General features: G+C 65.3%; 17 protein-coding genes. 10 read left to right on the forward strand and 7 right to left on the reverse strand.

The genetic code is table 11. The annotated features are described in order from the left end of the window. Positions 1-10: 10 nt before the first annotated feature. Entirely contained in the window at positions 11-2,050 is a 2,040-nt protein-coding gene (locus tag ACOHX0_RS06385; RefSeq protein WP_420675853.1) for an ASKHA domain-containing protein, read from the reverse strand. Between the two features lie 261 nt (positions 2,051-2,311). On the opposite strand from ACOHX0_RS06385, the gene guaB reads away from it, so the two are divergent. From guaB to ACOHX0_RS06400, 3 genes are all read left to right on the forward strand, one after another. After that, entirely contained in the window at positions 2,312-3,760 is a 1,449-nt protein-coding gene (gene guaB / locus ACOHX0_RS06390; protein WP_420675854.1) for an IMP dehydrogenase, read from the forward strand. A 46-nt stretch (positions 3,761-3,806) separates the two neighbouring features. After that, on the forward strand, positions 3,807-4,982 hold the full coding sequence (locus ACOHX0_RS06395) for an RsmB/NOP family class I SAM-dependent RNA methyltransferase (RefSeq protein WP_420675855.1): 1,176 nt from the start codon (positions 3,807-3,809) through the stop codon (positions 4,980-4,982). Between the two features lie 92 nt (positions 4,983-5,074). Continuing rightward, positions 5,075-7,381, forward strand: coding sequence for an ATP-binding response regulator (locus tag ACOHX0_RS06400; protein ID WP_420675856.1), 2,307 nt, complete (start codon positions 5,075-5,077; stop codon positions 7,379-7,381). A gap of 242 nt (positions 7,382-7,623) precedes the next feature. On the opposite strand, the gene ACOHX0_RS06405 is transcribed toward ACOHX0_RS06400, so the two are convergent. Next, the gene (locus tag ACOHX0_RS06405; RefSeq protein WP_420675857.1) at positions 7,624-8,223 is read right to left on the reverse strand and encodes a gamma-glutamyl kinase; all 600 of its coding nucleotides are present in this window, start codon (positions 8,221-8,223) and stop codon (positions 7,624-7,626) included. Positions 8,224-8,416: 193 nt separating this feature from the next. Between ACOHX0_RS06405 and recA the strand changes: the two genes are divergently transcribed. From recA to ACOHX0_RS06420, 3 genes are all read left to right on the forward strand, one after another. Next, a complete protein-coding gene (recA, locus tag ACOHX0_RS06410) occupies positions 8,417-9,484 on the forward strand; it encodes a recombinase RecA (protein ID WP_420675858.1) in 1,068 nt (355 codons plus the stop codon). Positions 9,485-9,638: 154 nt separating this feature from the next. Next, positions 9,639-12,296 carry an alanine--tRNA ligase gene (gene alaS / locus ACOHX0_RS06415; protein WP_420675859.1) on the forward strand — a complete coding sequence of 886 codons (2,658 nt, stop codon included), beginning with the start codon at positions 9,639-9,641 and terminating at the stop codon, positions 12,294-12,296. 4 nt (positions 12,297-12,300) lie between these two features. Continuing rightward, entirely contained in the window at positions 12,301-12,588 is a 288-nt protein-coding gene (locus ACOHX0_RS06420; RefSeq protein WP_420675860.1) for a DUF1330 domain-containing protein, read from the forward strand. 378 nt (positions 12,589-12,966) lie between these two features. Here ACOHX0_RS06420 and typA read toward each other — a convergent pair whose 3' ends face one another. Beyond that, the gene (gene typA / locus ACOHX0_RS06425; protein WP_420675861.1) at positions 12,967-14,787 is read right to left on the reverse strand and encodes a translational GTPase TypA; all 1,821 of its coding nucleotides are present in this window, start codon (positions 14,785-14,787) and stop codon (positions 12,967-12,969) included. Between the two features lie 123 nt (positions 14,788-14,910). After that, entirely contained in the window at positions 14,911-15,246 is a 336-nt protein-coding gene (locus ACOHX0_RS06430) for a DMT family transporter (protein ID WP_420675862.1), read from the reverse strand. 248 nt (positions 15,247-15,494) lie between these two features. On the opposite strand from ACOHX0_RS06430, the gene ACOHX0_RS06435 reads away from it, so the two are divergent. After that, positions 15,495-16,289: a class II glutamine amidotransferase gene (locus tag ACOHX0_RS06435; RefSeq protein WP_420675863.1), complete on the forward strand. Its 795-nt coding sequence runs from the start codon at positions 15,495-15,497 to the stop codon at positions 16,287-16,289. Between the two features lie 52 nt (positions 16,290-16,341). Here the strand turns inward: ACOHX0_RS06435 and ACOHX0_RS06440 are convergent, their stop codons facing one another. The 3 genes from ACOHX0_RS06440 to ACOHX0_RS06450 are packed head-to-tail and all read right to left on the reverse strand — an operon-like array spanning position 16,342 to position 18,424. Further along, the gene (locus tag ACOHX0_RS06440) at positions 16,342-17,511 is read right to left on the reverse strand and encodes an HD domain-containing protein (RefSeq protein ID WP_420675864.1); all 1,170 of its coding nucleotides are present in this window, start codon (positions 17,509-17,511) and stop codon (positions 16,342-16,344) included. Further along, entirely contained in the window at positions 17,508-17,771 is a 264-nt protein-coding gene (locus ACOHX0_RS06445; RefSeq protein ID WP_420675865.1) for a hypothetical protein, read from the reverse strand. The genes ACOHX0_RS06440 and ACOHX0_RS06445 overlap by 4 nt, the downstream gene beginning before the upstream one ends. Further along, on the reverse strand, positions 17,771-18,424 hold the full coding sequence (locus tag ACOHX0_RS06450) for an alpha/beta hydrolase (protein ID WP_420675866.1): 654 nt from the start codon (positions 18,422-18,424) through the stop codon (positions 17,771-17,773). The genes ACOHX0_RS06445 and ACOHX0_RS06450 overlap by 1 nt, the downstream gene beginning before the upstream one ends. Before the next feature lie 186 nt (positions 18,425-18,610). Here ACOHX0_RS06450 and iscR point away from each other — a divergent pair, with 186 nt between their 5' ends. The 3 genes from iscR to sufB all read left to right on the forward strand — a co-directional run bounded on the left by iscR (position 18,611) and on the right by sufB (position 21,741). Beyond that, a complete protein-coding gene (gene iscR / locus ACOHX0_RS06455; RefSeq protein ID WP_420675867.1) occupies positions 18,611-19,069 on the forward strand; it encodes a Fe-S cluster assembly transcriptional regulator IscR in 459 nt (152 codons plus the stop codon). A 90-nt stretch (positions 19,070-19,159) separates the two neighbouring features. Further along, positions 19,160-20,203, forward strand: coding sequence for a cysteine desulfurase family protein (locus ACOHX0_RS06460; RefSeq protein WP_420675868.1), 1,044 nt, complete (start codon positions 19,160-19,162; stop codon positions 20,201-20,203). 14 nt (positions 20,204-20,217) lie between these two features. Further along, on the forward strand, positions 20,218-21,741 hold the full coding sequence (gene sufB / locus ACOHX0_RS06465; protein ID WP_420675869.1) for a Fe-S cluster assembly protein SufB: 1,524 nt from the start codon (positions 20,218-20,220) through the stop codon (positions 21,739-21,741). Positions 21,742-21,797: the final 56 nt, after the last annotated feature.

Below are 21,797 nucleotides of genomic sequence, written 5' to 3' on the forward strand. Positions count from 1 at the left end.
TGCAATTGCCTTAGCCGCGGCGCCGGCGTCTGCGGCCGCCGCCTTCGGTCTCGCCGCCGGTGTTGAAACTGACGGCAGGCAGGGTCACCACGCTTTCGAGGATCGGGAAGGGCTCGGCCGAGTTGGGGATGGCCGAGGCGTTGACGAAATGCTCCTGGAAACGCGGCTCCACGGCGGTTTCGATCTTCACGATATTGCGCACCGTCTCCTCGATCTCCCGGCGGGCGCCGGTATTCAGCAGCGCGATGCGGGCACCGGTGCCGGCGGCATTGCCGGCTGAGGTGACCTTTTCCAGCACACAATCGGGGATCATGCCGAGCACCATCGCGTGTTTGGCCGAAATATGCGCCCCAAAGGCGCCGGCCAGCACGACCCGGTCCACCGTGTCGGCGCCGAACTTGTCCATCAGCAGGCGCGCGCCGGAGTAAAGCGCTGCCTTGGCCATCTGGATCGCCCGGATGTCCGGGTTGGTGACGGTGATGGTGGGGCCGCCATCAGCGGAGCCGTCCCAGAGCACATAGGCGTTGGTGCGCCCGTCCTGAATGCAGCGGGGCGAGCCGGTCTGCGCGGCGGAGCCGATCAGGCCGGAGGCGTCAAGCACACCCGCCAGCCGCATCTCGGCAATCGCCTCGATGATGCCGGAGCCGCAGATGCCGGTGATGCCGGTGGTGGCGATCGCCTCGGCAAACCCCGGATCATCGGACCACAGGTCCGAGCCGATCACCCGGAAGCGCGGCTCCTTGGTTTCCGGGTCAATTTCCACCCGTTCGATGGCGCCGGGAGCGGCGCGCTGGCCGCTGGAGATCTGCGCGCCCTCGAAGGCAGGGCCGGTGGGGGAGGAACAGGCGAGCACCTTTTCCTTGTTGCCCAGCAGGATCTCGGCGTTGGTGCCCACGTCGACGACCAGCACCAGGTCCTCGGACTTGTCCGGTGCCTCCGAAAGGGCGACCGCCGCGGCATCGGCGCCGACGTGGCCGGCGATGCAGGGCAGCAGGTAGACGCGCGCGGCCGGGTGGATGGTGAGCTCCAGCTCCGCCGCGCGCAAGGCCAGGGCGTTGGAGGTTGCCAGCGCAAACGGCGCCTGGCCCAGCTCGAAGGGGTCGATGCCGAGGAACAGGTGGTGCATCACCGGGTTGCAGACAAAGACCGCATCGACGATCAGCGCCTTGTCGATCTGTGCCTCGTCCGCTATCTGGGTGAACAGGGTGTTCATGCCCTCGCGCACCGCGCGGGTCATCTCCCTGTCGCCGCCCTTGTTCATCATCGAATAGGAGACCCGGCTCATCAGGTCTTCGCCAAAGCGGATCTGCGGGTTCATAATACCGGAGGAGGCGACCACTTCGCCCGATTGCAGGTCGCACAGATGCGCGGCAATGGTGGTGGAGCCGAGATCCACAGCCAGCCCGTAGATCGAGCCTTCGTAGAAGCCGGGCCAAATGTGCATGATCTTGGGCGGGTGGCTTTCGTCGCCCAGATGCACTGCAACGGTCACCTTCCAGCCGCCCTTGCGCAAGGCGGGCTGGAGGGTGTGCAGGATGTGCAGGTCGGTCTTGACGCCCTTCAGCTCCCACTGGGTTTCCAGCGCTTCGATCAGCCGTTCCATGTCGCCAGAGGGCTTGTGCATGTCGGGCTCCTCGACCTCGACATAGAACAGCCGGGTGGAGGGGTCCATCACGATGTCGCGGGCCTCGGCGCGCTTGCGCACGACCTGGCGGTGGACCTGGCTCTCCGGCGGCACGTCGATCACGATGTCGCCTTGTATCGTGGCTTGGCAGCCCAGGCGGCGCCCGTCGATCAGGCCGCGCTTGTCCTTGTAGCGCTGCTCCACCTTGTTCCACTCGCTGAGCGCGCCGTCCCGCACGGTGACGCCATGTTTGGGGAACTCGCCGTAAGACGGTGTCACCTGGCATTTCGAACAGATGCCGCGGCCGCCGCAAACCGAGTCGAGATCGACGCCCAGCTGGCGGGCCGCGGTCAGGATGGGCGTGCCCGCGGGGAAGCGCCCGCGCTTGCCGGAGGGGGTAAACACAACAAGAGGTTCGTCAGCCATGCCTGTGCCTTTTGGTTCCGCAGTTTGGGCGGAGCATATGGGCTTTTGCGGCGGGCGAAAGGCGCAGGGCGGCATTTTCCCGTCTGCGGGCGGCATATTGGCCGGATTCATGTGCGCGGGATGCACTTTTTTAAGATGGCGGAGGAGTCTGGAAGCGCGGGCTGACCTTGCGGCGGGCAAACTTGGCCGCGGCCTCTTTCCCCCCGGCAGCTTCTGTGCCATAGGGTCACCGCCAAACGGGGTTATGCATGGGGACGACAAATGCAGATTCGTGAGGCTCTCACCTTTGATGATGTTCTTCTGGTACCGGGCGCATCCGACGTGCTGCCCAGCACCGCCGACACCCGCACGCGGGTGACCCGCTCGGTGTCGATGAACATCCCGCTGCTCAGCTCCGCCATGGACACGGTGACCGAATCGCGGATGGCGATTGCAATGGCGCAGTCGGGCGGTATCGGGGTCATTCACAAGAACCTCACCGCCGGGGAACAGGCGCAGGAAGTGCGCCGGGTGAAGCGCTTCGTCTCCGGCATCGTCTACAATCCGATCACGCTTACCGCCAATCAGACCCTGGCCGATGCCAAGGCGCTGCAGGAGAAATACCGGGTCACCGGCTTCCCGGTGGTGGACGGGCAGGGCCGCGTGGTCGGCATCGTCACCAACCGCGACATGCGCTTTGCTTCCGACGACAAGACCCCTGTCTCGGTAATGATGACCTCAAATAACCTTGCCATGCTGCAGGAGCCTGCCGATCTGGAAGAGGCCAAGTCGCTGATGAAGGCGCGGCGGATCGAGAAGCTCCTGGTGAGCGACAAGGACGGCAAGCTCACCGGCCTGTTGACGCTGAAGGACACCGAACAGGCGGTGCTGAACCCGACCGCCTGCAAGGATGACCTGGGCCGCCTGCGCGTGGCGGCGGCCACTTCGGTGGGCGACAGCGGTTTCGAGCGCTCCGAGGGGCTGATCGACGCAGGCGCCGACATTGTCGTGGTGGACACCGCGCATGGCCATTCCGCCGGGGTTCTGGAGGCGGTTAAGCGGATCAAGGCGCAGTACGGCAATATCCAGGTGATCGCGGGCAATGTCGCGACCGGCGAAGCCACCCGCGCGCTGATCGATGCGGGTGCGGATGCGGTGAAAGTTGGCATCGGGCCGGGCTCGATCTGCACAACCCGCATGGTGGCAGGTGTCGGTGTGCCGCAGCTGACCGCGATCATGGACTGCGCCGCGGCCGCCGGCGACACGCCGGTGATTGCCGATGGCGGCATCAAGTTTTCCGGCGATTTTGCCAAGGCGATTGCGGCCGGTGCCTCCTGCGCGATGGTGGGCTCGATGATTGCAGGCACTGATGAATCCCCGGGCGAGGTAATCCTTTACCAGGGCCGCTCGTTCAAATCCTACCGCGGCATGGGCTCGATGGGCGCCATGGCGCGCGGCTCGGCCGACCGCTATTTCCAGAAGGACGCCGCCAGCGACAAGCTGGTGCCCGAGGGCATCGAGGGCCAGGTGCCCTACAAGGGCGGTGCCGGTGCGGTGATTCACCAGCTGGTGGGCGGCCTGCGCGCGGCGATGGGCTACACCGGCTGCGCCACGGTGGAAGAGATGCGCAGGAACTGCGAGTTCGTGCGCATCACTGGCGCCGGGCTCAAGGAAAGCCATGTGCACGACGTGCAGATCACCCGTGAATCCCCGAATTATCGGGTGGGATGAAGGTTTTGCGCGCCGCAGTTGAACCACTGATGATGGGGGGCAGGACATGACTCCCGCCGCCCGCTATCAGGCCGCGATCGAAATCCTGGACGAGGTTCTGCAAGGCGCTGCCGCCGAAAAGGTGCTGACCGCCTGGGGCCGCCGCAGCCGCTTCGCCGGCTCCAAGGACCGCGCGGCGGTGCGTGACCATGTGTTCACCGCGCTGCGCTGCCTGCGCTCGCATTCTGTGCTTGGCGGCGCGCGGACGGGCCGGGGGCTGATCCTTGGCGCGCTGCGCGAGGCAGGGGAGGATCCTGCAACCGTCTTCACCGGAGAGGGCCATGCCCCGGCGCCGCTCGCCGCCGCGGAACGGATGCCGCCCGCCGCACCGGAAGGCGCCGTGCGGCTCGACATGCCCGATTGGCTCTGGCCTGCCTTCAGCGCCAGTCTGGGTGCGCGGGCCGAGGCCGCGGCACTGGCGCTGCGGGCCCGCGCGCCGGTGCATCTGCGGGTGAACATTGCGCGGGCGAGCCTCGCCGAGGCGCAGGAGGCACTCACGAAAGAGGGGATCTCGACCGTTCCGCACCCGGCCGCGGCAACCGCGCTGGAAGTCACCGAAGGCGCGCGCAAGCTGCGCAACTGTGAGCCTTACAAATCCGGCATGGTCGAATTGCAGGATGCCGCCAGCCAGGCGGTTTGCGATCTGCTGCCGCTGGCCGATGGCATGCGGGTGCTCGATTATTGCGCGGGCGGCGGCGGCAAGAGCCTGGCGATGGCGGCGCGGGGGCAGGTTGCGCTCTTTGCCCATGACGCCGATCCGCGCCGGATGAAGGACCTGCCAGAACGCGCGGCCCGCGCAGGCGCCCCGGTGCAGCTCCTGGAGACGGCCGAACTGGCGGGCGCCGGTCCCTTCGATCTGATCTTGTGCGATGCGCCCTGTTCGGGCTCCGGCTCCTGGCGGCGCGCACCTGAAGGTAAATGGCGCCTAACGCCCGGTAAACTGCAATCGCTGCGTGAGACCCAAGCCGCGATCCTTGCCGCTGCGGCACCGCTGGTGGCGCCGGGAGGGGTGCTGGCCTATGCCACATGCTCCATGTTGGACGAGGAAAACTCTGTGCAAGTCCAAGAGTTTATCGCGCAAAACGAAGGCTGGCAGCTTACCGCCGAACAGGGCTGGCAGGTGCAGGACGGCACCGATGGTTTCTATGTTGCCGTGTTGACGCGCGCCAAGGGCGGTTGTTAGGTTCGCCCCCGGAAAACCTATGTTTTTCTTAACGTGGTTTTAACTCAATTCGCCGCGTTATTGCGGCACCAAGCTTTGTCCATGGAGCCGTAATGATCGGTCGCCGAGAAACCTCCGTTCCGGAATTGCGCGTCTATGCGCCTGAACATGCCCGCCTTGCGGCGACGCTCTTGCTCGCGGCGATGCTGATGCTCGCGCCCTGGATTCTGGCGCTTCCGGAATGGATGGGGCGCGGTTTCCTGATGGTGGGGCTGACGCTGGTGGCGGTGGCGGGGCTGATGCTGCTGCAGACGCGGCTGCGGCTCAACGCCCGCGCGATGGCGGCAGAGCTCTTGACCGGGTTCATCGAAAAGGATGCCACACCGAGCTTTGTCGCCGATGATGACGGCCTGATCCACGCCTGCAATGCCGCCGCGGTGAAACGCTTCCAGGATGCCTCCAAGGAGACCCTGGCGGGCACGCTGCGCTCGGTTCTGGCGAACCCTTCAGCGGTCCTGTTCCGCTTGCAAAGCCGCGCCCGCGTCGACGGCTCCGCGCGCGAGGACATCGTCACCCGCCGCGGCCACGTGCGGCTGGCGGTGCACCAGATGACCGGCGGCAGCTTCCTGTGGCGGATCGAGGATATCCTGGAACGCGCCAGCCCCGGCCGCGGCGCCGAAGGCGTGGCGGTGCCGATGATCACCGTCGGCCGCACCGGCGCGGTGCTGTTCATGAACGAGGCCGCCCGCAGCCTGATCGGCGAGCGGGCCAAGTCCACTGACCGGCTGTTCCCCTCGCTGCCGGTGCTGCCGGGGCAGATCAATACGCTCAGCACCAAAACCGGGCCGGTGCAGGTGCTGGTGAGCGAGAAGAACCGCACTCAGGGCCGCAGCGAACTTTACCTGATGGAGGTCGACGAAAAGGCGCTGCCTTCCGGTCAGGCCGGTTTCCAGTCCCTGCCGGTGCCGTTCCTCAAGGTTGCCCCGTCGGGAGAAATCCTGAGCGCCAACAACATGGCGCTGCGGCTGCTGGGCATCGACAGCTGCGGCAGCCTCAAGCTGGGCCAGCTGATGGAGGGTCTGGGCCGCCCGATGTCGGACTGGCTGCGCGACACGGCGGACGGGCTGGCACCGAACAAATCGGAGTTCCTGCGCGTCGCCCGCCGCGACAAGGAGGTCTTTGTCCAGATCACCCTGACCCGGGTGCTGGAAGAGGGCGCGCCGGTGCTCATTGCAGTACTGAATGACGCAACCGAGCTGAAGACGCTGGAAGCCCAATTCGTGCAAAGCCAGAAGATGCAGGCGATCGGCCAGCTGGCCGGCGGGGTTGCGCATGACTTCAACAACCTGCTGACCGCCATTGCCGGCCACTGCGACCTCTTGCTGTTGCGCCATGACCAGGGCGACCAGGACTATGGCGACCTGATCCAGATCCACGAGAACGCCAACCGGGCCGCCGCCCTGGTCAGCCAGCTGCTGGCGTTTTCCCGCAAGCAAACCCTGCAGCCCGAAGTTCTGGACGTGCGCGACACGCTGTCGGACCTCACCCATCTGCTGAACCGGCTGGTGGGCGAAAAGGTCACCCTGACGCTGAGCCACGATCCGGTGATGAAGGCGATCCGCGCCGACAAGCGGCAGCTGGAGCAGGTGCTGATGAACCTGGTGGTGAACGCCCGCGATGCGATGCCGCAGGGCGGCGAGATCCGGGTGGAGACCGAAGTCGTGTCGCTCGACAAACCGCTGGAGCGCGACCGGGCCGCCGTGCCGGAAGGCGACTGGGTGACGGTGAAGGTCTCGGATGAGGGCGTGGGTATTGCACCGGACAAGCTGCAAAAAGTGTTCGAGCCCTTCTACACCACCAAGCGCACCGGCGAAGGCACCGGGCTGGGCCTGTCGACCGCCTATGGCATCATCAAGCAGACCGGCGGCTTTATCTTCGTCGATTCCGTGAAGGGTCACGGCACCCGGTTCACCCTGTTCTTCCCGGTCTACAAGCAGCAGCCAAAGCTGCAGGCCGCCGCCAAGAGTGAGGACAAGGCCGCTGCCGCCAAGCACGGCGAAGGCGTGGTTCTTCTGGTGGAGGACGAGGCGCCGGTGCGGGCCTTTGCCTCCCGTGCGCTCAGGATGCGCGGCTATACCGTTCTGGAAGCGGAATCCGCGGAGGATGCGCTGCGCACGCTGGAAGACCCGGGGCTCACCGTGGACGTTTTTGTCACCGATGTGGTGATGCCGGGCATGGACGGGCCCAGCTGGGTGCGCGAGGCGCTGAAGGAGCGGCCGGAGACCCGCGTGGTCTTTGTTTCCGGCTACGCCGAAGGTGCCTTCGGCGAGGCGGAGCCGATGGTGCCGAACTCGGTCTTCCTGCCAAAACCCTTCTCGCTCAACCAGTTGACGGAAACCGTTCACGCGCAGCTGCACTGAGGTTGCTGGTACTGGAAGGAACAAGGGCCGCCCAATTGAGGCGGCCCTCTTTCATTGGCGCGGAACAAGGCCGCAGGCCGCCGCGCATCGCCGTCGCGCCCCCACGCGGCGGCGATTTGGCTTCGGCTGGGAGCTCCCTCGTGAGGGTCTACGGACTGGGCCGGGATAAACTGCCAGTCACTTCTGCCGGATCGCCGCCGCGCGCGCCGGCAATGCGCGGCTCCGCATCTCAGCAAGAATGTTCAGCGCGCCGGGATGCTGTCGTAGAGATCGAACTCCGCCGCCCGCTTGCGCCGCACCAGCGTCTCGGTCTCAGGGCTGACGTCCAGATGCCCCTGCGGGCTCACGTTGCGGTGCTCGGTCGTGATGCTTTGCTCCAGCCGCGCTTCCAGGAATTCGCGGAAGCCGTCCTGGTCCTCGTAGCGGAACAGGCGGGTGACCTTGCAGCCATTGGCCTGCGGCTCCAGGAACTTGGCCTGGCTGCCGACATTGGCGAACCCCGGCGGCTTGCCCTTGCAGGCGGCGTGGAGAAATTCGTCGAAGGAGATGCCGCGCGTCGAATTGGCCTTGCCGTTCATGAAGGGGCGCTGGCGGAACCGGTACCAGCTGCCCAGCCAGCTGAACGGCTCGCGCATCACCGCGGCCACTTCCAGCTCGGCATCGCAGACCTTCTCGTACATTGGCCGGATCCAGCGGTTGTAGCGGAACAGCGGCGCGTGTTTCAGCTCCGGCGGGTCCGAAATCACCATATCAGCGCGCGCCCGCAGCGCATCCTGATAGGCGGTGGTGCCGGTCTTGGGGACCGACAGGAGCACCAGCCGCTCCTTGAAAAAGATCATCATTTCGTTAACTGCCCGCTAAATCCCATTGGGTCCGCTCGATTTTAAATCAATCCTTAACACCCCGCCGCCGCTCCTTGTAGGGCATTTAACAGGTTGCAATGTTCCCGTTTTGACCCCATAAGGAACAAGAGGTGAACAAAGCAGGCATTGCCGCACCCTCCGGTGTGTGACACATAGAAAGGGACAAGGGACTATGGCGGATCTTTTGACCATGAAAAACAAAGTTACAGGTGACAAGCAGAAAGCGCTCGACAGCGCGCTTGCACAGATCGAGCGGCAGTTCGGCAAGGGCTCCATCATGAAGCTGGGCGATGGCACCGCCTTGCAGGAGATCGAGGCCAGCTCGACCGGCTCGCTGGGCCTGGACATTGCGCTGGGGATCGGCGGCCTGCCGATGGGCCGGATCATCGAGATTTACGGGCCGGAAAGCTCGGGGAAAACCACGCTCACGCTGCATTGCATCGCGGAACAGCAGAAAAAGGGCGGCGTCTGCGCCTTCGTCGACGCGGAACACGCGCTCGACCCGCAATATGCCGCCAAGCTGGGCGTCGACCTGGACGAACTCTTGATCTCGCAGCCCGACACCGGCGAGCAGGCGCTGGAGATCACCGACACGCTGGTGCGCTCGGGCGCGGTCAACATGGTGATCGTCGACTCGGTGGCGGCGCTGACGCCGAAGTCGGAGCTGGAAGGCGACATGGGCGACAGCAGCGTCGGCGTGCAGGCCCGCCTGATGAGCCAGGCGATGCGCAAGCTCACCGGCTCGATCAGCCGCTCCAAATGCATGGTGATCTTCATCAACCAGATCCGCATGAAGATCGGCGTGATGTTCGGCTCCCCCGAAACCACCACCGGCGGCAACGCGCTGAAATTCTACTCCTCGGTGCGCCTCGACATCCGCCGCATCGGCTCGATCAAGGACCGGGACGAGGTGGTCGGCAACCAGACCCGCGTCAAGGTCGTGAAGAACAAGGTGGCGCCTCCGTTCCGCCAAGTGGAATTCGATATCATGTATGGCGAAGGCATCTCCAAGATGGGCGAGCTGCTGGACCTGGGCGTGGCCGCAGGCGTGGTTAACAAGTCCGGCGCCTGGTTTTCCTACGGCGATGAGCGGATCGGCCAGGGACGCGAGAACGCCAAGACCTACCTGCGCGAAAACCGCGCCATCGCCTATGACATCGAGGACAAGATCCGCGCCTCGCACGGGCTGGAATTCCACCGCCCCGAAGTGGACGATGCCGACGATATCCTGGAAGCTTAAGCGCCGGATAATCTGATCAAATCTCAGGGAAGGGGGCGTGGCGGAGGCCGCGCCCCTTTTTCATGGGGCTGCCGGCCTTCCCGCTGTGGACAGTGCCCCGGCGGGGCGGTAAACCTGCCCGGACCGCTGAAAAAGCCCGCAAGAGATCCCGCATATGCCGACGCTCAACGATATCCGCTCCACCTTCCTGAACTACTTTGCCAAGCAGGGCCACGAGATCGTGGAGTCGAGCCCGCTGGTGCCGCGCAACGATCCCACCCTGATGTTCACGAATTCGGGGATGGTTCAGTTCAAAAACCTCTTCACCGGCGTCGAGACGCGCGACTACAAGCGTGCCACGACCTCGCAGAAATGCGTGCGCGCCGGCGGCAAGCACAACGACCTCGACAACGTGGGCTACACCGCGCGCCACCACACGTTTTTCGAGATGCTGGGCAACTTCTCCTTTGGCGATTACTTCAAGGAGGAGGCGATCACCTTTGCCTGGGAGCTGATCACCAAGGATTTCGGCATCGACAAAAGCCGCCTGCTGACCACCGTCTACCACACCGACGACGAAGCCTTCGGGATCTGGAAGAAGGTCGGCGTGCCGGAAGACCGGATCATCCGCATCGATACCTCCGACAACTTCTGGCAGATGGGCCCGACCGGCCCCTGCGGCCCCTGCACCGAAATCTTCTATGACCACGGCGAGCACATCTGGGGCGGGCCTCCGGGCAGCAAGGACGAGGACGGCGATCGTTTCATCGAGATCTGGAACATCGTCTTCATGCAGAACGAGCAGTTCGAGGACGGCTCGATGAAGGCGCTCGACATGCAGTCGATCGACACCGGCATGGGGCTGGAGCGGATCGGCGCGCTGCTGCAAGGGTCGCATGACAATTACGACACCGACCTGTTCAAGGCGCTGATCGAGGCAAGCGCGGAGGCAACCAGCGTTGACCCTTACGGCGCGCAGAACGTGCACCACCGGGTGATCGCGGACCATCTGCGCTCCACCTCCTTCCTGATTGCCGACGGGGTGATGCCCTCCAACGACGGCCGCGGCTACGTGCTGCGCCGGATCATGCGCCGCGCCATGCGCCATGCGCATCTCTTGGGCGCCAAGGATCCGGTGATGCACCGCCTGGTGCCGTCGCTGGTGAGCCAGATGGGCGGCGCCTATCCCGAGCTGGGCCGCGCGCAGGCGCTGATCGAGGAAACCTTGAAGCTGGAGGAAACCCGCTTCAAGCAGACGCTGGACCGCGGGCTGAAGCTGCTGGATGACGAGCTGGCGGGTCTGGGCGAGGATGCCCCGCTGCCCGGAGCCGCCGCCTTCAAGCTTTATGACACCTATGGCTTCCCGCTCGACCTCACCCAGGACGCGCTGCGCGAGAAGGGCCGGAGCGTCGACACCGAGGGCTTCGATGCCGCGATGGCCGAGCAGAAGGCCAAGGCGCGCGCCGCCTGGGCGGGCTCGGGCGAAAGTGCCGACAGCACCATCTGGTTCGACATCGCCGACACCCACGGCGCCACCGACTTCCTCGGCTACGAGACCGAGACCGCCGAAGGCCAGATCCTCGCCATCGTGCAGGACGGCGGCGAAGTGAAAGAGGCGGGCAAGGGCGCGAACGTGCAGCTGGTGCTGAACCAGACCCCGTTTTATGCCGAGGCTGGCGGACAGGTCGGCGACAGCGGGGAGATCCGCACCGAGGCGGGTGTGGTCCGCATCAGCGACACGCGGAAGGCCGCAGGCGTCTTCATCCACTTCGGCGAGGTCACCGGGGGCACCGTCAGTGCCGGCGCGGCGGCGCAGCTGGAGGTGGACCACGCCCGCCGCACCGCGATCCGCGCCAACCACTCCGCCACCCACCTGCTGCACGAGGCCCTGCGCGAGGCGCTTGGCGGCCATGTGGCGCAGCGCGGCTCGCTCAACGCCGAGGACCGGCTGCGTTTCGACTTCAGCCACGCCAAGGCGCTGAGCGCCGGGGAGCTGGCCAGGGTCTCCGCCGATGTGAACGCCTACATCCGGCAGAACACGCCCGTGGAAACCCGGATCATGGCGCCGGATGACGCCCGCGAACTGGGCGCGCAGGCGCTCTTTGGCGAAAAATACGGTGACGAGGTCCGTGTGGTCTCCATGGGCCGGGCCGCGACCGGCAAGGGCCAGGATGGGCAAACCTATTCGATCGAGCTCTGCGGCGGGACCCATGTGAAGCAGACCGGCGACATCGGGGCCTTCGTGATCCTGGGCGATAGTGCGTCTTCGGCCGGTGTGCGCCGGATCGAAGCGCTGACCGGCGCCGAGGCCTCGCGCTACCTGGAGGAAGAGGCGCTGCGCATGGCCGAGGTCGCCTCCGCGCTGAAGGCGCAGCCCTCGGAGGTGATGAGCCGCCTGAAGGCACTGATGGACGAGCGCAAGAGCCTGCAGAACGAGGTCGCCCAGCTGCGCCGCGAGCTGGCGATGGCGGGTGGTGCCGGCAATGGCGGCGGCGCGGACGCGAAGGAGGTCGACGGCGTCAAGTTTCTCGCCCAGGTGCTGAACGGTGTCTCCGGCAAGGATCTGCCCGCGCTGATTGACGAGCACAAGGCGCGGCTCGGCTCCGGCGCTGTGCTGCTGATTGCCGATGCCGGTGGCAAGGCCGCGGTGGCCGCGGGGGTGACCAGCGACCTGACCGAGCGTGTTTCGGCCGTTGATCTGGTCAAGGCGGCGGTGGCCGAACTGGGCGGCAAGGGCGGCGGCGGGCGGCCCGACATGGCCCAGGGCGGCGGCAAGGATGCCGCCAACGCAGATGCGGCCATCAAGGCGGCCGAAACCGTATTGGGAGGATAAGCAAATGGGCGCACTCTGGATCGCGCATGTCACCGTCACCGACGCCGAAGCCTATGGCAAATACGCCGAGCTGGCGGGGCCTGCCATCGCCAAGCACGGCGGCGCGTTCATCGCCCGCGGCGGCCGGTTCGTGCAGCTCGAAGGCAAGGAGCGGCCGCGCAACGTGGTCGCCCGCTTCCCCAGCGTCGAGGCGGCGGTGGACTGCTACAACAGCCCCGAATACCAGGAGGCTCTGAGCCATGCCCGCGACGCCTCCGAGCGTGAGCTGATGGTGGTGGAGATCAGCGAATAAAGCGCTGCGCCTGCCGCGGCGGATGCCGCCGGTTTGAGTATTTTTGCAAAGAAGAAGGAGGCGCCTTTCCGGGCGCCTTTTTTCCATTCTGGCCGTCCGTGCAGCGACCGCAATGAGCGGCAGTATCGCGCCAGCGCGGAACAAGGCCGCCAGGCCGCCGCGCATCGCCGGCGCGCGCCCACGCGCCGGCGATTTGGTTGCCGCTGGGCGGTCCCTTGGGAGGGTCTACGGACTTGGCCGGGATAAACTGGCAGCCAAAGCTGTCCGGATCGCCTCCGCGCGCGCCGTCATTGCACGGCTACTCATTCGCGGCAAGGCGCCTAGGAAATCAGCCTCAGCAAAGAAAAAGGCGCCCGGGCGGGGCGCCTTTTGTCAGGGTCAGCTTGCGGCCTTGGCCATCCGCTTGCGCTCGTGCGGGTCGAGGTAGCGCTTGCGCAGGCGCACCGAGTTGGGGGTCACTTCCACCAGCTCGTCGTCGTTGATGTAGGCGATGGCTTCTTCCAGCGACAGGGTGACGGGGGTGGTCAGACGCACCGCGTCGTCGGTGCCGGAGGCGCGCACGTTGGTGAGTTTCTTGCCTTTCAGCGGGTTCACTTCCAGGTCGTTGTCGCGGCTGTGCTCGCCGATGATCATGCCCTGGTAGATGTCGACCTGGGCGCCGATGAACATCTTGCCGCGCTCTTCCAGGTTCCACAGCGCATAAGCCACCGACTGGCCGTTCTCCATCGAAATCAGCACGCCTGCGCGGCGGCCCGGGATCGCGCCCTTGTGCGGAGCCCAGCCGTGGAACACCCGGTTCAGCACGCCGGTGCCGCGGGTATCGGTGAGGAACTCGCCGTGGTAGCCGATGAGACCGCGCGACGGCACATGGGCGATGATGCGGGTCTTGCCGGCGCCTGCAGGCTTCATCTCGACCAGCTCGCCCTTGCGCGAACCGGTCAGCTTTTCGATCACCGCGCCGGAGTATTCGTCATCGACGTCGATGGTGGCTTCCTCGATCGGCTCCATGCGCTTGCCGTCGGCTTCCTTCATGATCACCTGCGGGCGGGAGATCGACAGCTCGAACCCTTCGCGGCGCATGTTCTCGATCAGGACGCCCATCTGCAGTTCGCCGCGGCCCGAGACCTCGAATGCTTCGCCGCCGGGGGTATCCTGGATCTTGATGGCGACGTTGCTTTCGGCCTCTTTCATCAGACGGTCGCGGATCACCCGGGACTGCACCTTTTTGCCGTCGCGGCCGGCCAGCGGGCTGTCGTTGATGCCAAAGGTCACGGTGATGGTCGGCGGGTCGATCGGCTGGGCGTCCAGCGGCTCGTCCACGGCCAGGGCGCAGATGGTGTCGGCGACGGTCGCCTTGGACATGCCGGCAATCGACACGATGTCGCCCGCCTGGGCTTCCTCGATATCCTGCTGGGCGAGGCCGCGGAAAGCCTGGATGCGGGTTACGCGGAACTGTTCGATCTTCTGGCCGACGCGGGTCAGCGCCTGCACGGTGGCGCCGACCTTCAGCTTGCCGCTCTCGACGCGGCCGGTCAGCAGGCGGCCGACAAAGGGATCGCTGCCCAGCGTGGTCGCCAGCATGCGGAAGTCGTCGTCCTGACGCTTGATCTGCTTGGGCTTGGGCACGTGGTTGACGATCAGGTTGAACAGCGCGTGCAGGTCCTTGCGCGGCCCGTCCAGCTCGGCGTCGGCCCAGCCGGAGCGGCCGGAGGCATACATATGCGGGAAGTCCAGCTGATCCTCGGTCGCGTCCAGCGAAGCGAAGAGGTCAAAACACTCATCCAGCGCGCGGTCGGGCTCGGCGTCGGGCTTGTCGACCTTGTTCAGCACCACGATCGGGCGCAGGCCAAGCGCCAGCGCCTTGGAGGTCACGAACTTGGTCTGCGGCATCGGGCCTTCGGCGGCGTCGACCAGCAGCACCACGCCGTCGACCATCGACAGGATGCGTTCCACTTCGCCGCCGAAATCGGCGTGGCCGGGGGTGTCGACGATGTTGATGCGGGTGCCCTGCCATTCGACCGAGGTCGGCTTGGCGAAGATGGTGATGCCGCGCTCGCGCTCGAGGTCGTTGGAATCCATCGCGCGTTCCGCCACCGCCTGGTTTTCGCGGAAAGCGCCGGATTGTTTCAGCAGCTCATCCACCAGGGTGGTCTTGCCGTGGTCGACGTGAGCAATGATCGCAATGTTGCGCAGGTCCATGACGTATGCCTTTGTAAGGAAGTTGGGGCGCGCATAGCCCGAACCCGGCCCGAAGGCCAGAGGAAATGCGCCACACGGCGCTGCAAAGGCGGATCGGCACCCCTTTCCGGGCGCCTGCCTGCGTCAGTGGACCGAGGTCTTGGAAAACAGGTGGATGACGACGATGCCGGTCATGATCAGCACCATACCCAGCACCGCGGGCCAGTCCAGCCGCTGTCCGAACACCACAAAGGCGATCACCGCGATCAGCAGGATGCCGAGCCCGGACCAGATCGCATAGACCACGCCGACCGGCATGAACTTCAGCGTGAGCCCCATCATGTAGAAAGAGAAGCCGTAGGCGACCAGCACCAGGAGCGACGGCCCGAGGCGGGAGAACTGCTGGCTTGCCTGCAGCGCGGTGGTGCCGATGGTTTCGGCCGCGACGGCAATGATCAGGTAGACGTAATGCACGGGCATGGCACCCTCCCTTTTTTGCGGCAGCCGGGTTCCCCCGGGTTAGCCTATCAGCGGCCGGCGCGAAAGCGCGGATACGGCATTGCCTGGCGCGAATCCGCAAGGCGGGCGGACCGAATGGCATTTGCGCAGCCGTGTGTGCGCAGATGCACTGGACCGGGGCAGGGCCGCCTCTTAGGGGAATGCAGAGGGTCTTGCCGTATTTCTGAAGGCACCGACCTGATTCCCTATCCCTGCCGAGGAGCGCCGGAATGTGCCGCTGGGCCGCCTATATCGGAGCCGATATATTTCTTGAGGATATCGTTACGCGGCCTGCGCATTCGCTGATCGTGCAAAGCCAGAGCGCGGCGAAATGCAAGACCGCCACAAATGGCGACGGCTTCGGCGTGGCCTGGTACGGAACACGGGCGGAGCCGGGGCTTTACCGCGATGTCTATCCCGCTTGGTCCGACACCAACCTCAGGGCGCTGGCGCATCAGGTCCGCTCGGGACTGTTCCTGGCGCATGTGCGCGCCTCCACCGGCTCCGCGATCAGCCGCAACAACTGCCACCCCTTTACCGCCGGGCGCTGGAGCTTCATGCACAACGGCCAGGTTGGCGGGTTCGAGCACTTCCGCCGGTCCGCCGACATGTGCATTCCGGATGCGCTTTACGAACACCGCAAGGGCGCGACCGACAGCGAGGTGCTGTTCCTGCTTGCGCTGGAGGAGGGGCTCGATACGGATCCGAAGCCAGCGCTGGAGTGCGCGGTTACGCGGATGGAGGCTCTGTCGCGGGAGCGGGGCTGCATGCCGCACATGCGGTTGTCGGTGGCGATGTCGGACGGCGAGCGGCTGTTTGCGGCGCGCTATTCCTCGGACCACATCGCGCCGTCGGTCTTCTACCGCTGGAGCCCGCACCTTGATGGCTGGGCGGTGGTGTCGGAGCCGCTGGAGGATACCGGCGAAGCCTGGTGCGAGCTTAAGCCCGGGCAGTTCCTGACCCTGAGCCGTGAGGGTGCGAAGGCCGAGGATTTTGTGCCCGGCGGGATCACCCAAGCGGCCTGATCCAGGCGCGGCAGGTCTTTGAACCGGGAAATATAAGAAGGCGGGTGCGCGGCTAGGCGCGGACCCGCTCCGCAAACCAGGGCTGCACCTGCGCGCGCACGTGTGTCCACAGCGCGGGCGCGCCGCGCGCCACTTTGACGCCAACGCGGGCGTCGAGCTGCGCGAGGGTCACCTCATAATCCACCCAGCTGCCGCCGCCGTTCATCAGGTTCAGCAGCACCGGCTGCACCCGGTCGATGGATTTGGCAAAGCGCGCTTCCGGGCTTTCAGCGGCCTCGAACCGCTGCCAGAGCACATGCAGCGGCGCGCCTTCGCCCTCGGGCAGCAGCCCGAACAGACGCGCGGCCGCGGCCTCCTCACGCTCGGCCAGCGCGGAGAGGACGGCGGGGTCCGTGACGCCGTGAATGGGGGCGTCGCCTGCGTCGATCTCGACCAGGTCGTGCAGGAGCAGCATCTGCAGCACCTCGTCGAGGTCGATGGGCGCGGCCGCATGTTCCGCCAGCACCCAGGCGTGCAGCATGACGTGCCAGCTGTGTTCGGCCGAGTTCTCGTGCCGCGCGCCGCCGCCCAGTTTCGATGCTCGAAGAACGCCCTTCAAGCAATCGGATTCATTTAGAAATTCCAGTCTCCTCGCGAAACTGGCGCACGGGGTCCCGCCGGCGCCATGCAGCAACGCCATGGCCTGTGCGAAGACCTCGGGCAAAGCCTGCTCAAGCACCGCCGCGCGGCCGCCTTCGAGGTTGCGCCGGACGATTTCGATATGGCCGGGCAAGGGCGCGGTGCCGCATAGAGTCTGGAACACCGGCTGACAGTGGTCGAGCCGCTTGGCAAACCGCGCGTCCGGAGTCTCCGCCGTCTCAAACTCCTGCCAGAGACGCAGCATCTCCACGCCCTGATCGGATGGCAGTAAGCCGAACAACCGGTCAGCGGCGGCCTGTTCGGCGGCGGCTACGGCCTGCCAGTCCGGCGCGCTGTCGATCGGGTGGTCGCCCGCGTCGATCTCTACCAGATCATGCAGCAGCAGCATCCGGATCACCCGGTTCACGCTCACCTCCGGAGCGGCGTGGGGCGCCAGCGCCAGCGCGTAAAGCGCCAGGTGCCAGCTGTGCTCGGCGGAGTTCTCCACCCGGGAGCAATCGAGGATCAGGTTCTGCCGCTCCACCTGCCGCAGCTTGTCGGCCTCCAAGAGGAAGGCGAATTGCGCGTCGAGCCGGGTGCTCACGCTTGCCCCGCCTGCCTGGCCGCAAGTGCCGCTTCGGCGGCGGCCTGAGCCTCCGAGACTTTCCGGTTCAGGAAGTCGCGCGCCTTGCGCTCGGCCAGGCGCACGCGCATTTCCGTCAGAAACGCCTCCTCCAGCGATTGCGAGGCGGCAGCCAGAACCTGGCCGACCTCCACATAGAGCCGCTCCTCGCCGGTGGCGTCCTGCACCTTCAGCGTGTCCTCGGCCAGCTTCGCGGCAAGCGTTTCGATGGTGGATGCCATCAGCGGCTGTTTTCCGTCAGCCGCCGTTTCACATAGTCGCTGACGTTGCCGATCAGCGTGTCCATGTGCGGCTCCTGGAAGAAGTGATCCGCGCCTTCCACCTCGGTGTGGGTGATGGTGATGCCCTTCTGCTCGTGCAGCTTGCCCACCAGGTTCGCTGTATCGGCAGGCGGCGCCACCCGGTCCGCGGTGCCGTTGATGATCAGCCCCGAAGACGGGCAGGGCGCGAGGAAGGAGAAGTCGTACATGTTGGCAGGCGGCGCCACCGAGATGAAGCCGGTGATTTCCGGCCGGCGCATCAGGAGCTGCATGCCGATCCAGGCGCCGAAGGAGAAGCCCGCAACCCAGCAATGCTTGGAATTGGAGTTCATCGACTGCAGGTAATCCAGTGCCGAGGCCGCATCGGACAGCTCTCCCACACCCTGGTCGTACTCGCCCTGGCTGCGCCCGACACCGCGGAAATTAAACCGCAGCACGGTGAAGCCCATGTTGTAGAAGGCGTAATGCAGGTTGTAGACGACCTTGTTGTTCATCGTGCCGCCGAACTGCGGATGCGGGTGCAGCACGATGGCGATGGGGGCGTCTTTTTCTTTTTGCGGATGATAGCGGCCTTCGAGGCGGCCTTCGGGTCCGGGAAAGATGACCTCAGGCATGGGTGGTTGAATCCTACTCTCGTTTTCAGGCGTGCCGGCAGAAAACTTGACGAGTTCCGTCGGGCATCTTAGAACAGTTCTAATCAACGGCGCGGCAGAGGGCCGCACACTGTCAGGCTGAGATACGCACAGACGCGGGCAAGGTCAATGATGACGCGGTGCTGCGCTGAATTCGAGGGGTGAAGGATGAAGCTTTCCACTAAGGGGCGGTACGCAATGGTCGCGCTGGCGGATATCGCGCTTCAGCCGGCCGGGGGTCTGGTGTCGCTTGGCGATATCTCGAAACGCCAGGATGTTTCGCTGCCCTACCTGGAGCAGCTGTTCGTGAAACTGCGCCGCGCCGGGCTGGTAGAGTCGGTGCGCGGCCCCGGCGGCGGCTACCGGCTGGCAAAGCCATCCTCGGACATCCGCATCGTCGATGTGCTCTCGGCGGTGGATGAAACCGTGGATGCGATGCACAAGGGTGCGGGCGCGTCGGGCGCGCTGTCGGGCAGCCGGGCGCAGTCGCTCACCAACCGCCTGTGGGAAAGCCTCAGCGCGCATGTCTATGTCTTCCTGCACCAGACCCGGCTGTCGGATGTGATCGAGAACGACCTTGCCCCCTGTCCGGCGGTGCCGAGCCTGTTTGCAGTGGTGGATGATTGAAGAGCCGGAAGGGGCTGCGCGCCGGGAAACCTTTGCAGCCCGCGGATTTTGCGCTTATGACGCGGCAGCAGCACGGAAAAAGATGACTCTATGACACGGGTTTACCTCGACCATAACGCCACAACCCCGCTGAGGCCCGAGGCGCGCGATGCGATGATCGCGGCGATGGAGCTCTGCGGCAACCCGTCTTCGGTGCATGCCGAGGGCCGCGCCGCCAAGGCGCTGGTGGAGAAGGCGCGCGCGCAGGTGGCGGCAGCCTTCGGCGCCGACGGGGCGGACATCGTCTTCACCTCCGGCTCCACCGAAGGTGCGGCGCTGGCGCTGGAGGGGCGCGGTCTGCATGGCGCGGCAGTGGAACATGATGCCGTGCGCGCTTGGACGGTTGAGGACCTTGCCGTAAACCATGATGGGAAGGTCGAAATTCCAAATCCTGCACAAGCTGCCGCGCAGCTCGCCAACTCGGAAACCGGGATCATCCAGGATCTTCCGCAGGGGCTGGCGGTGACTGATGCCACCCAGGCCTTTGGCAAGCTGCCGGTCGCCTTCAACTGGCTGGGTGCGGAGATGGCGCTGGTCTCGGGCCACAAGCTGGGCGGTCCCAAGGGCTGCGGCGCGGTGGTAATGCAGCGCGGCACCGACCTGCCGGCGCGCATCAAAGGCGGCGGCCAGGAAATGGGCCGGCGCTCCGGCACCGAGAACGTCATCGGCATCGCGGGTTTTGGTGCGGCGGCGGAAGCGGCCGCCCGGGATCTGGCGGATGGTGTCTGGGAACGGGTTGCCGAACTTAGAAATATTCTAGAAGAAGCACTTGTGGCTGGCGCAAGCCATACTATTTTTGTCGGGAAGGATCAGAAGCGGCTGCCGAACACGCTCTGCTTCGCGGTGCCCGGCTGGAAGGGCGAAACCCAGGTGATGCAGATGGACCTTGCGGGCTTTGCGATCAGTGCGGGCAGCGCCTGTTCCAGCGGCAAGGTGCGCGCCAGCGCGGTGCTGACTGCGATGGGATATGGCGAGGCTGAAGCACAGGGCGCGGTGCGCGTGTCGCTGGGCCCCGCAACAACGGAAGAAGAGGTGCTGCGCTTTGCCGATGCGTGGCTGCAAAAAGAAAAGAAACATCGCGCCCGCGCGGCGTGAGTGAGGAGATGACGATGGCCGCTTTGGACCAGACCCAAGTCAAGGAAGGTGTTGACCAGGAAACCGTGGATGCGGTCCGTGAAGTAGGCGGCGCCTACAAATACGGCTGGGAAACCGACATCGAAATGGAATACGCCCCCAAAGGGCTGACCACGGACATCGTCCGGCTGATCTCGGAAAAGAACGAAGAACCCGAGTGGATGCTGAACTGGCGGCTGGAAGCTTATGAGCGCTGGCTGCAAAAGGAAGAGCCGGCCTGGGCGATGGTTGACTACCCGGACATCGACTTCCAGGACCAGTATTACTATGCCCGTCCGAAGTCGATGGAAGTGAAGCCGAAATCGCTGGACGAAGTCGACCCCAAGCTGCTGGCGACTTATGAGAAGCTGGGCATTCCGCTGAAAGAACAGATGATCCTGGCCGGTGTCGAAGGCGCCGAGGACGCGCCCGCCGAAGGCCGCAAGGTGGCCGTGGACGCAGTGTTCGACTCCGTTTCCGTCGGCACCACCTTCCAGGCCGAGCTGAAGAAAGCCGGCGTGATCTTCTGCTCGATCTCGGAGGCGATCCGCGAGCATCCCGAGCTGGTGAAGAAATACCTCGGCTCCGTGGTGCCGGTGTCGGACAACTTCTATGCCACGCTGAACTCGGCCGTGTTCTCGGACGGCTCCTTTGTCTACGTGCCGCCGGGCGTGCGCTGCCCGATGGAGCTGTCGACATACTTCCGCATCAACGCGGAAAACACCGGCCAGTTCGAACGCACCCTGATCATTGCCGACAAGGGATCTTATGTCTCCTACCTTGAAGGCTGCACCGCGCCGGCCCGTGATATCGCCCAGCTGCACGCCGCAGTGGTCGAGATCATCGTCGAGGAAGACGCCGAGGTGAAATACTCCACCGTCCAGAACTGGTATCCGGGCGACGAAAACGGCAAGGGCGGCATTTACAACTTCGTGACCAAACGCGCCGACTGCCGCGGCGACCGCGCCAAGGTGATGTGGACCCAGGTGGAAACCGGCTCGGCCGTGACTTGGAAATACCCCTCCTGCATCCTGCGCGGCGACGACAGCCAGGGCGAGTTCTACTCGATCGCGATCACCAACAACTACCAGCAGGCCGACACCGGCACCAAGATGATCCACCTGGGCAAGCGCACCAAGTCGCGTATCGTGTCCAAGGGGATTTCGGCCGGCAAGGCACAGAACACCTACCGCGGCCTGGTGTCGATGCACCCGAAGGCCAAGGACAGCCGCAACTACACCCAGTGCGACAGCCTTCTGATCGGCGACAAATGCGGGGCGCACACGGTTCCCTACATTGAGGTCAAGAACAACTCCTCGCGTGTGGAACACGAGGCAACAACTTCGAAGGTGGACGACGACCAGCTGTTCTACTGCCGCCAGCGCGGCATGGACGAGGAAGAGGCGGTGGCCCTGGTGGTCAACGGTTTCTGCAAGGACGTGCTGCAGGCGCTGCCGATGGAGTTTGCCATGGAAGCGCAGCAGCTGGTTGCGATTTCGCTGGAAGGGTCTGTGGGCTGACCCGCCGCCATCCGGCATGGCATTGAAACAGCCCCTGCGGGGGCAAGGAATATCGC

Origin of the sequence: Cribrihabitans pelagius, from assembly GCF_048820915.1 — a bacterium.
In the GTDB taxonomy this organism is placed as follows: Bacteria; Pseudomonadota; Alphaproteobacteria; order Rhodobacterales; family Rhodobacteraceae; genus Cribrihabitans_A; species Cribrihabitans_A pelagius.

Excerpts from the sequence above, each read along its gene's own strand:
- ACOHX0_RS06400 (WP_420675856.1), top strand. The coding sequence starts at position 5,075 with ATGATCGGTCGCCGAGAAACCTCCGTTCCGGAATTGCGCGTCTATGCG.
- ACOHX0_RS06430 (WP_420675862.1), bottom strand. The coding sequence starts at position 15,246 with ATGCCCGTGCATTACGTCTACCTGATCATTGCCGTCGCGGCCGAAACC.
- alaS (WP_420675859.1), top strand. The coding sequence starts at position 9,639 with ATGCCGACGCTCAACGATATCCGCTCCACCTTCCTGAACTACTTTGCC.
- ACOHX0_RS06405 (WP_420675857.1), bottom strand. The coding sequence starts at position 8,223 with ATGATGATCTTTTTCAAGGAGCGGCTGGTGCTCCTGTCGGTCCCCAAG.
- ACOHX0_RS06435 (WP_420675863.1), top strand. The coding sequence starts at position 15,495 with ATGTGCCGCTGGGCCGCCTATATCGGAGCCGATATATTTCTTGAGGAT.
- ACOHX0_RS06445 (WP_420675865.1), bottom strand. The coding sequence starts at position 17,771 with ATGGCATCCACCATCGAAACGCTTGCCGCGAAGCTGGCCGAGGACACG.
- ACOHX0_RS06420 (WP_420675860.1), top strand. The coding sequence starts at position 12,301 with ATGGGCGCACTCTGGATCGCGCATGTCACCGTCACCGACGCCGAAGCC.
- recA (WP_420675858.1), top strand. The coding sequence starts at position 8,417 with ATGGCGGATCTTTTGACCATGAAAAACAAAGTTACAGGTGACAAGCAG.
- ACOHX0_RS06450 (WP_420675866.1), bottom strand. The coding sequence starts at position 18,424 with ATGCCTGAGGTCATCTTTCCCGGACCCGAAGGCCGCCTCGAAGGCCGC.
- ACOHX0_RS06385 (WP_420675853.1), bottom strand. The coding sequence starts at position 2,050 with ATGGCTGACGAACCTCTTGTTGTGTTTACCCCCTCCGGCAAGCGCGGG.
- guaB (WP_420675854.1), top strand. The coding sequence starts at position 2,312 with ATGCAGATTCGTGAGGCTCTCACCTTTGATGATGTTCTTCTGGTACCG.
- iscR (WP_420675867.1), top strand. The coding sequence starts at position 18,611 with ATGAAGCTTTCCACTAAGGGGCGGTACGCAATGGTCGCGCTGGCGGAT.
- typA (WP_420675861.1), bottom strand. The coding sequence starts at position 14,787 with ATGGACCTGCGCAACATTGCGATCATTGCTCACGTCGACCACGGCAAG.
- ACOHX0_RS06460 (WP_420675868.1), top strand. The coding sequence starts at position 19,160 with ATGACACGGGTTTACCTCGACCATAACGCCACAACCCCGCTGAGGCCC.
- ACOHX0_RS06395 (WP_420675855.1), top strand. The coding sequence starts at position 3,807 with ATGACTCCCGCCGCCCGCTATCAGGCCGCGATCGAAATCCTGGACGAG.
- sufB (WP_420675869.1), top strand. The coding sequence starts at position 20,218 with ATGGCCGCTTTGGACCAGACCCAAGTCAAGGAAGGTGTTGACCAGGAA.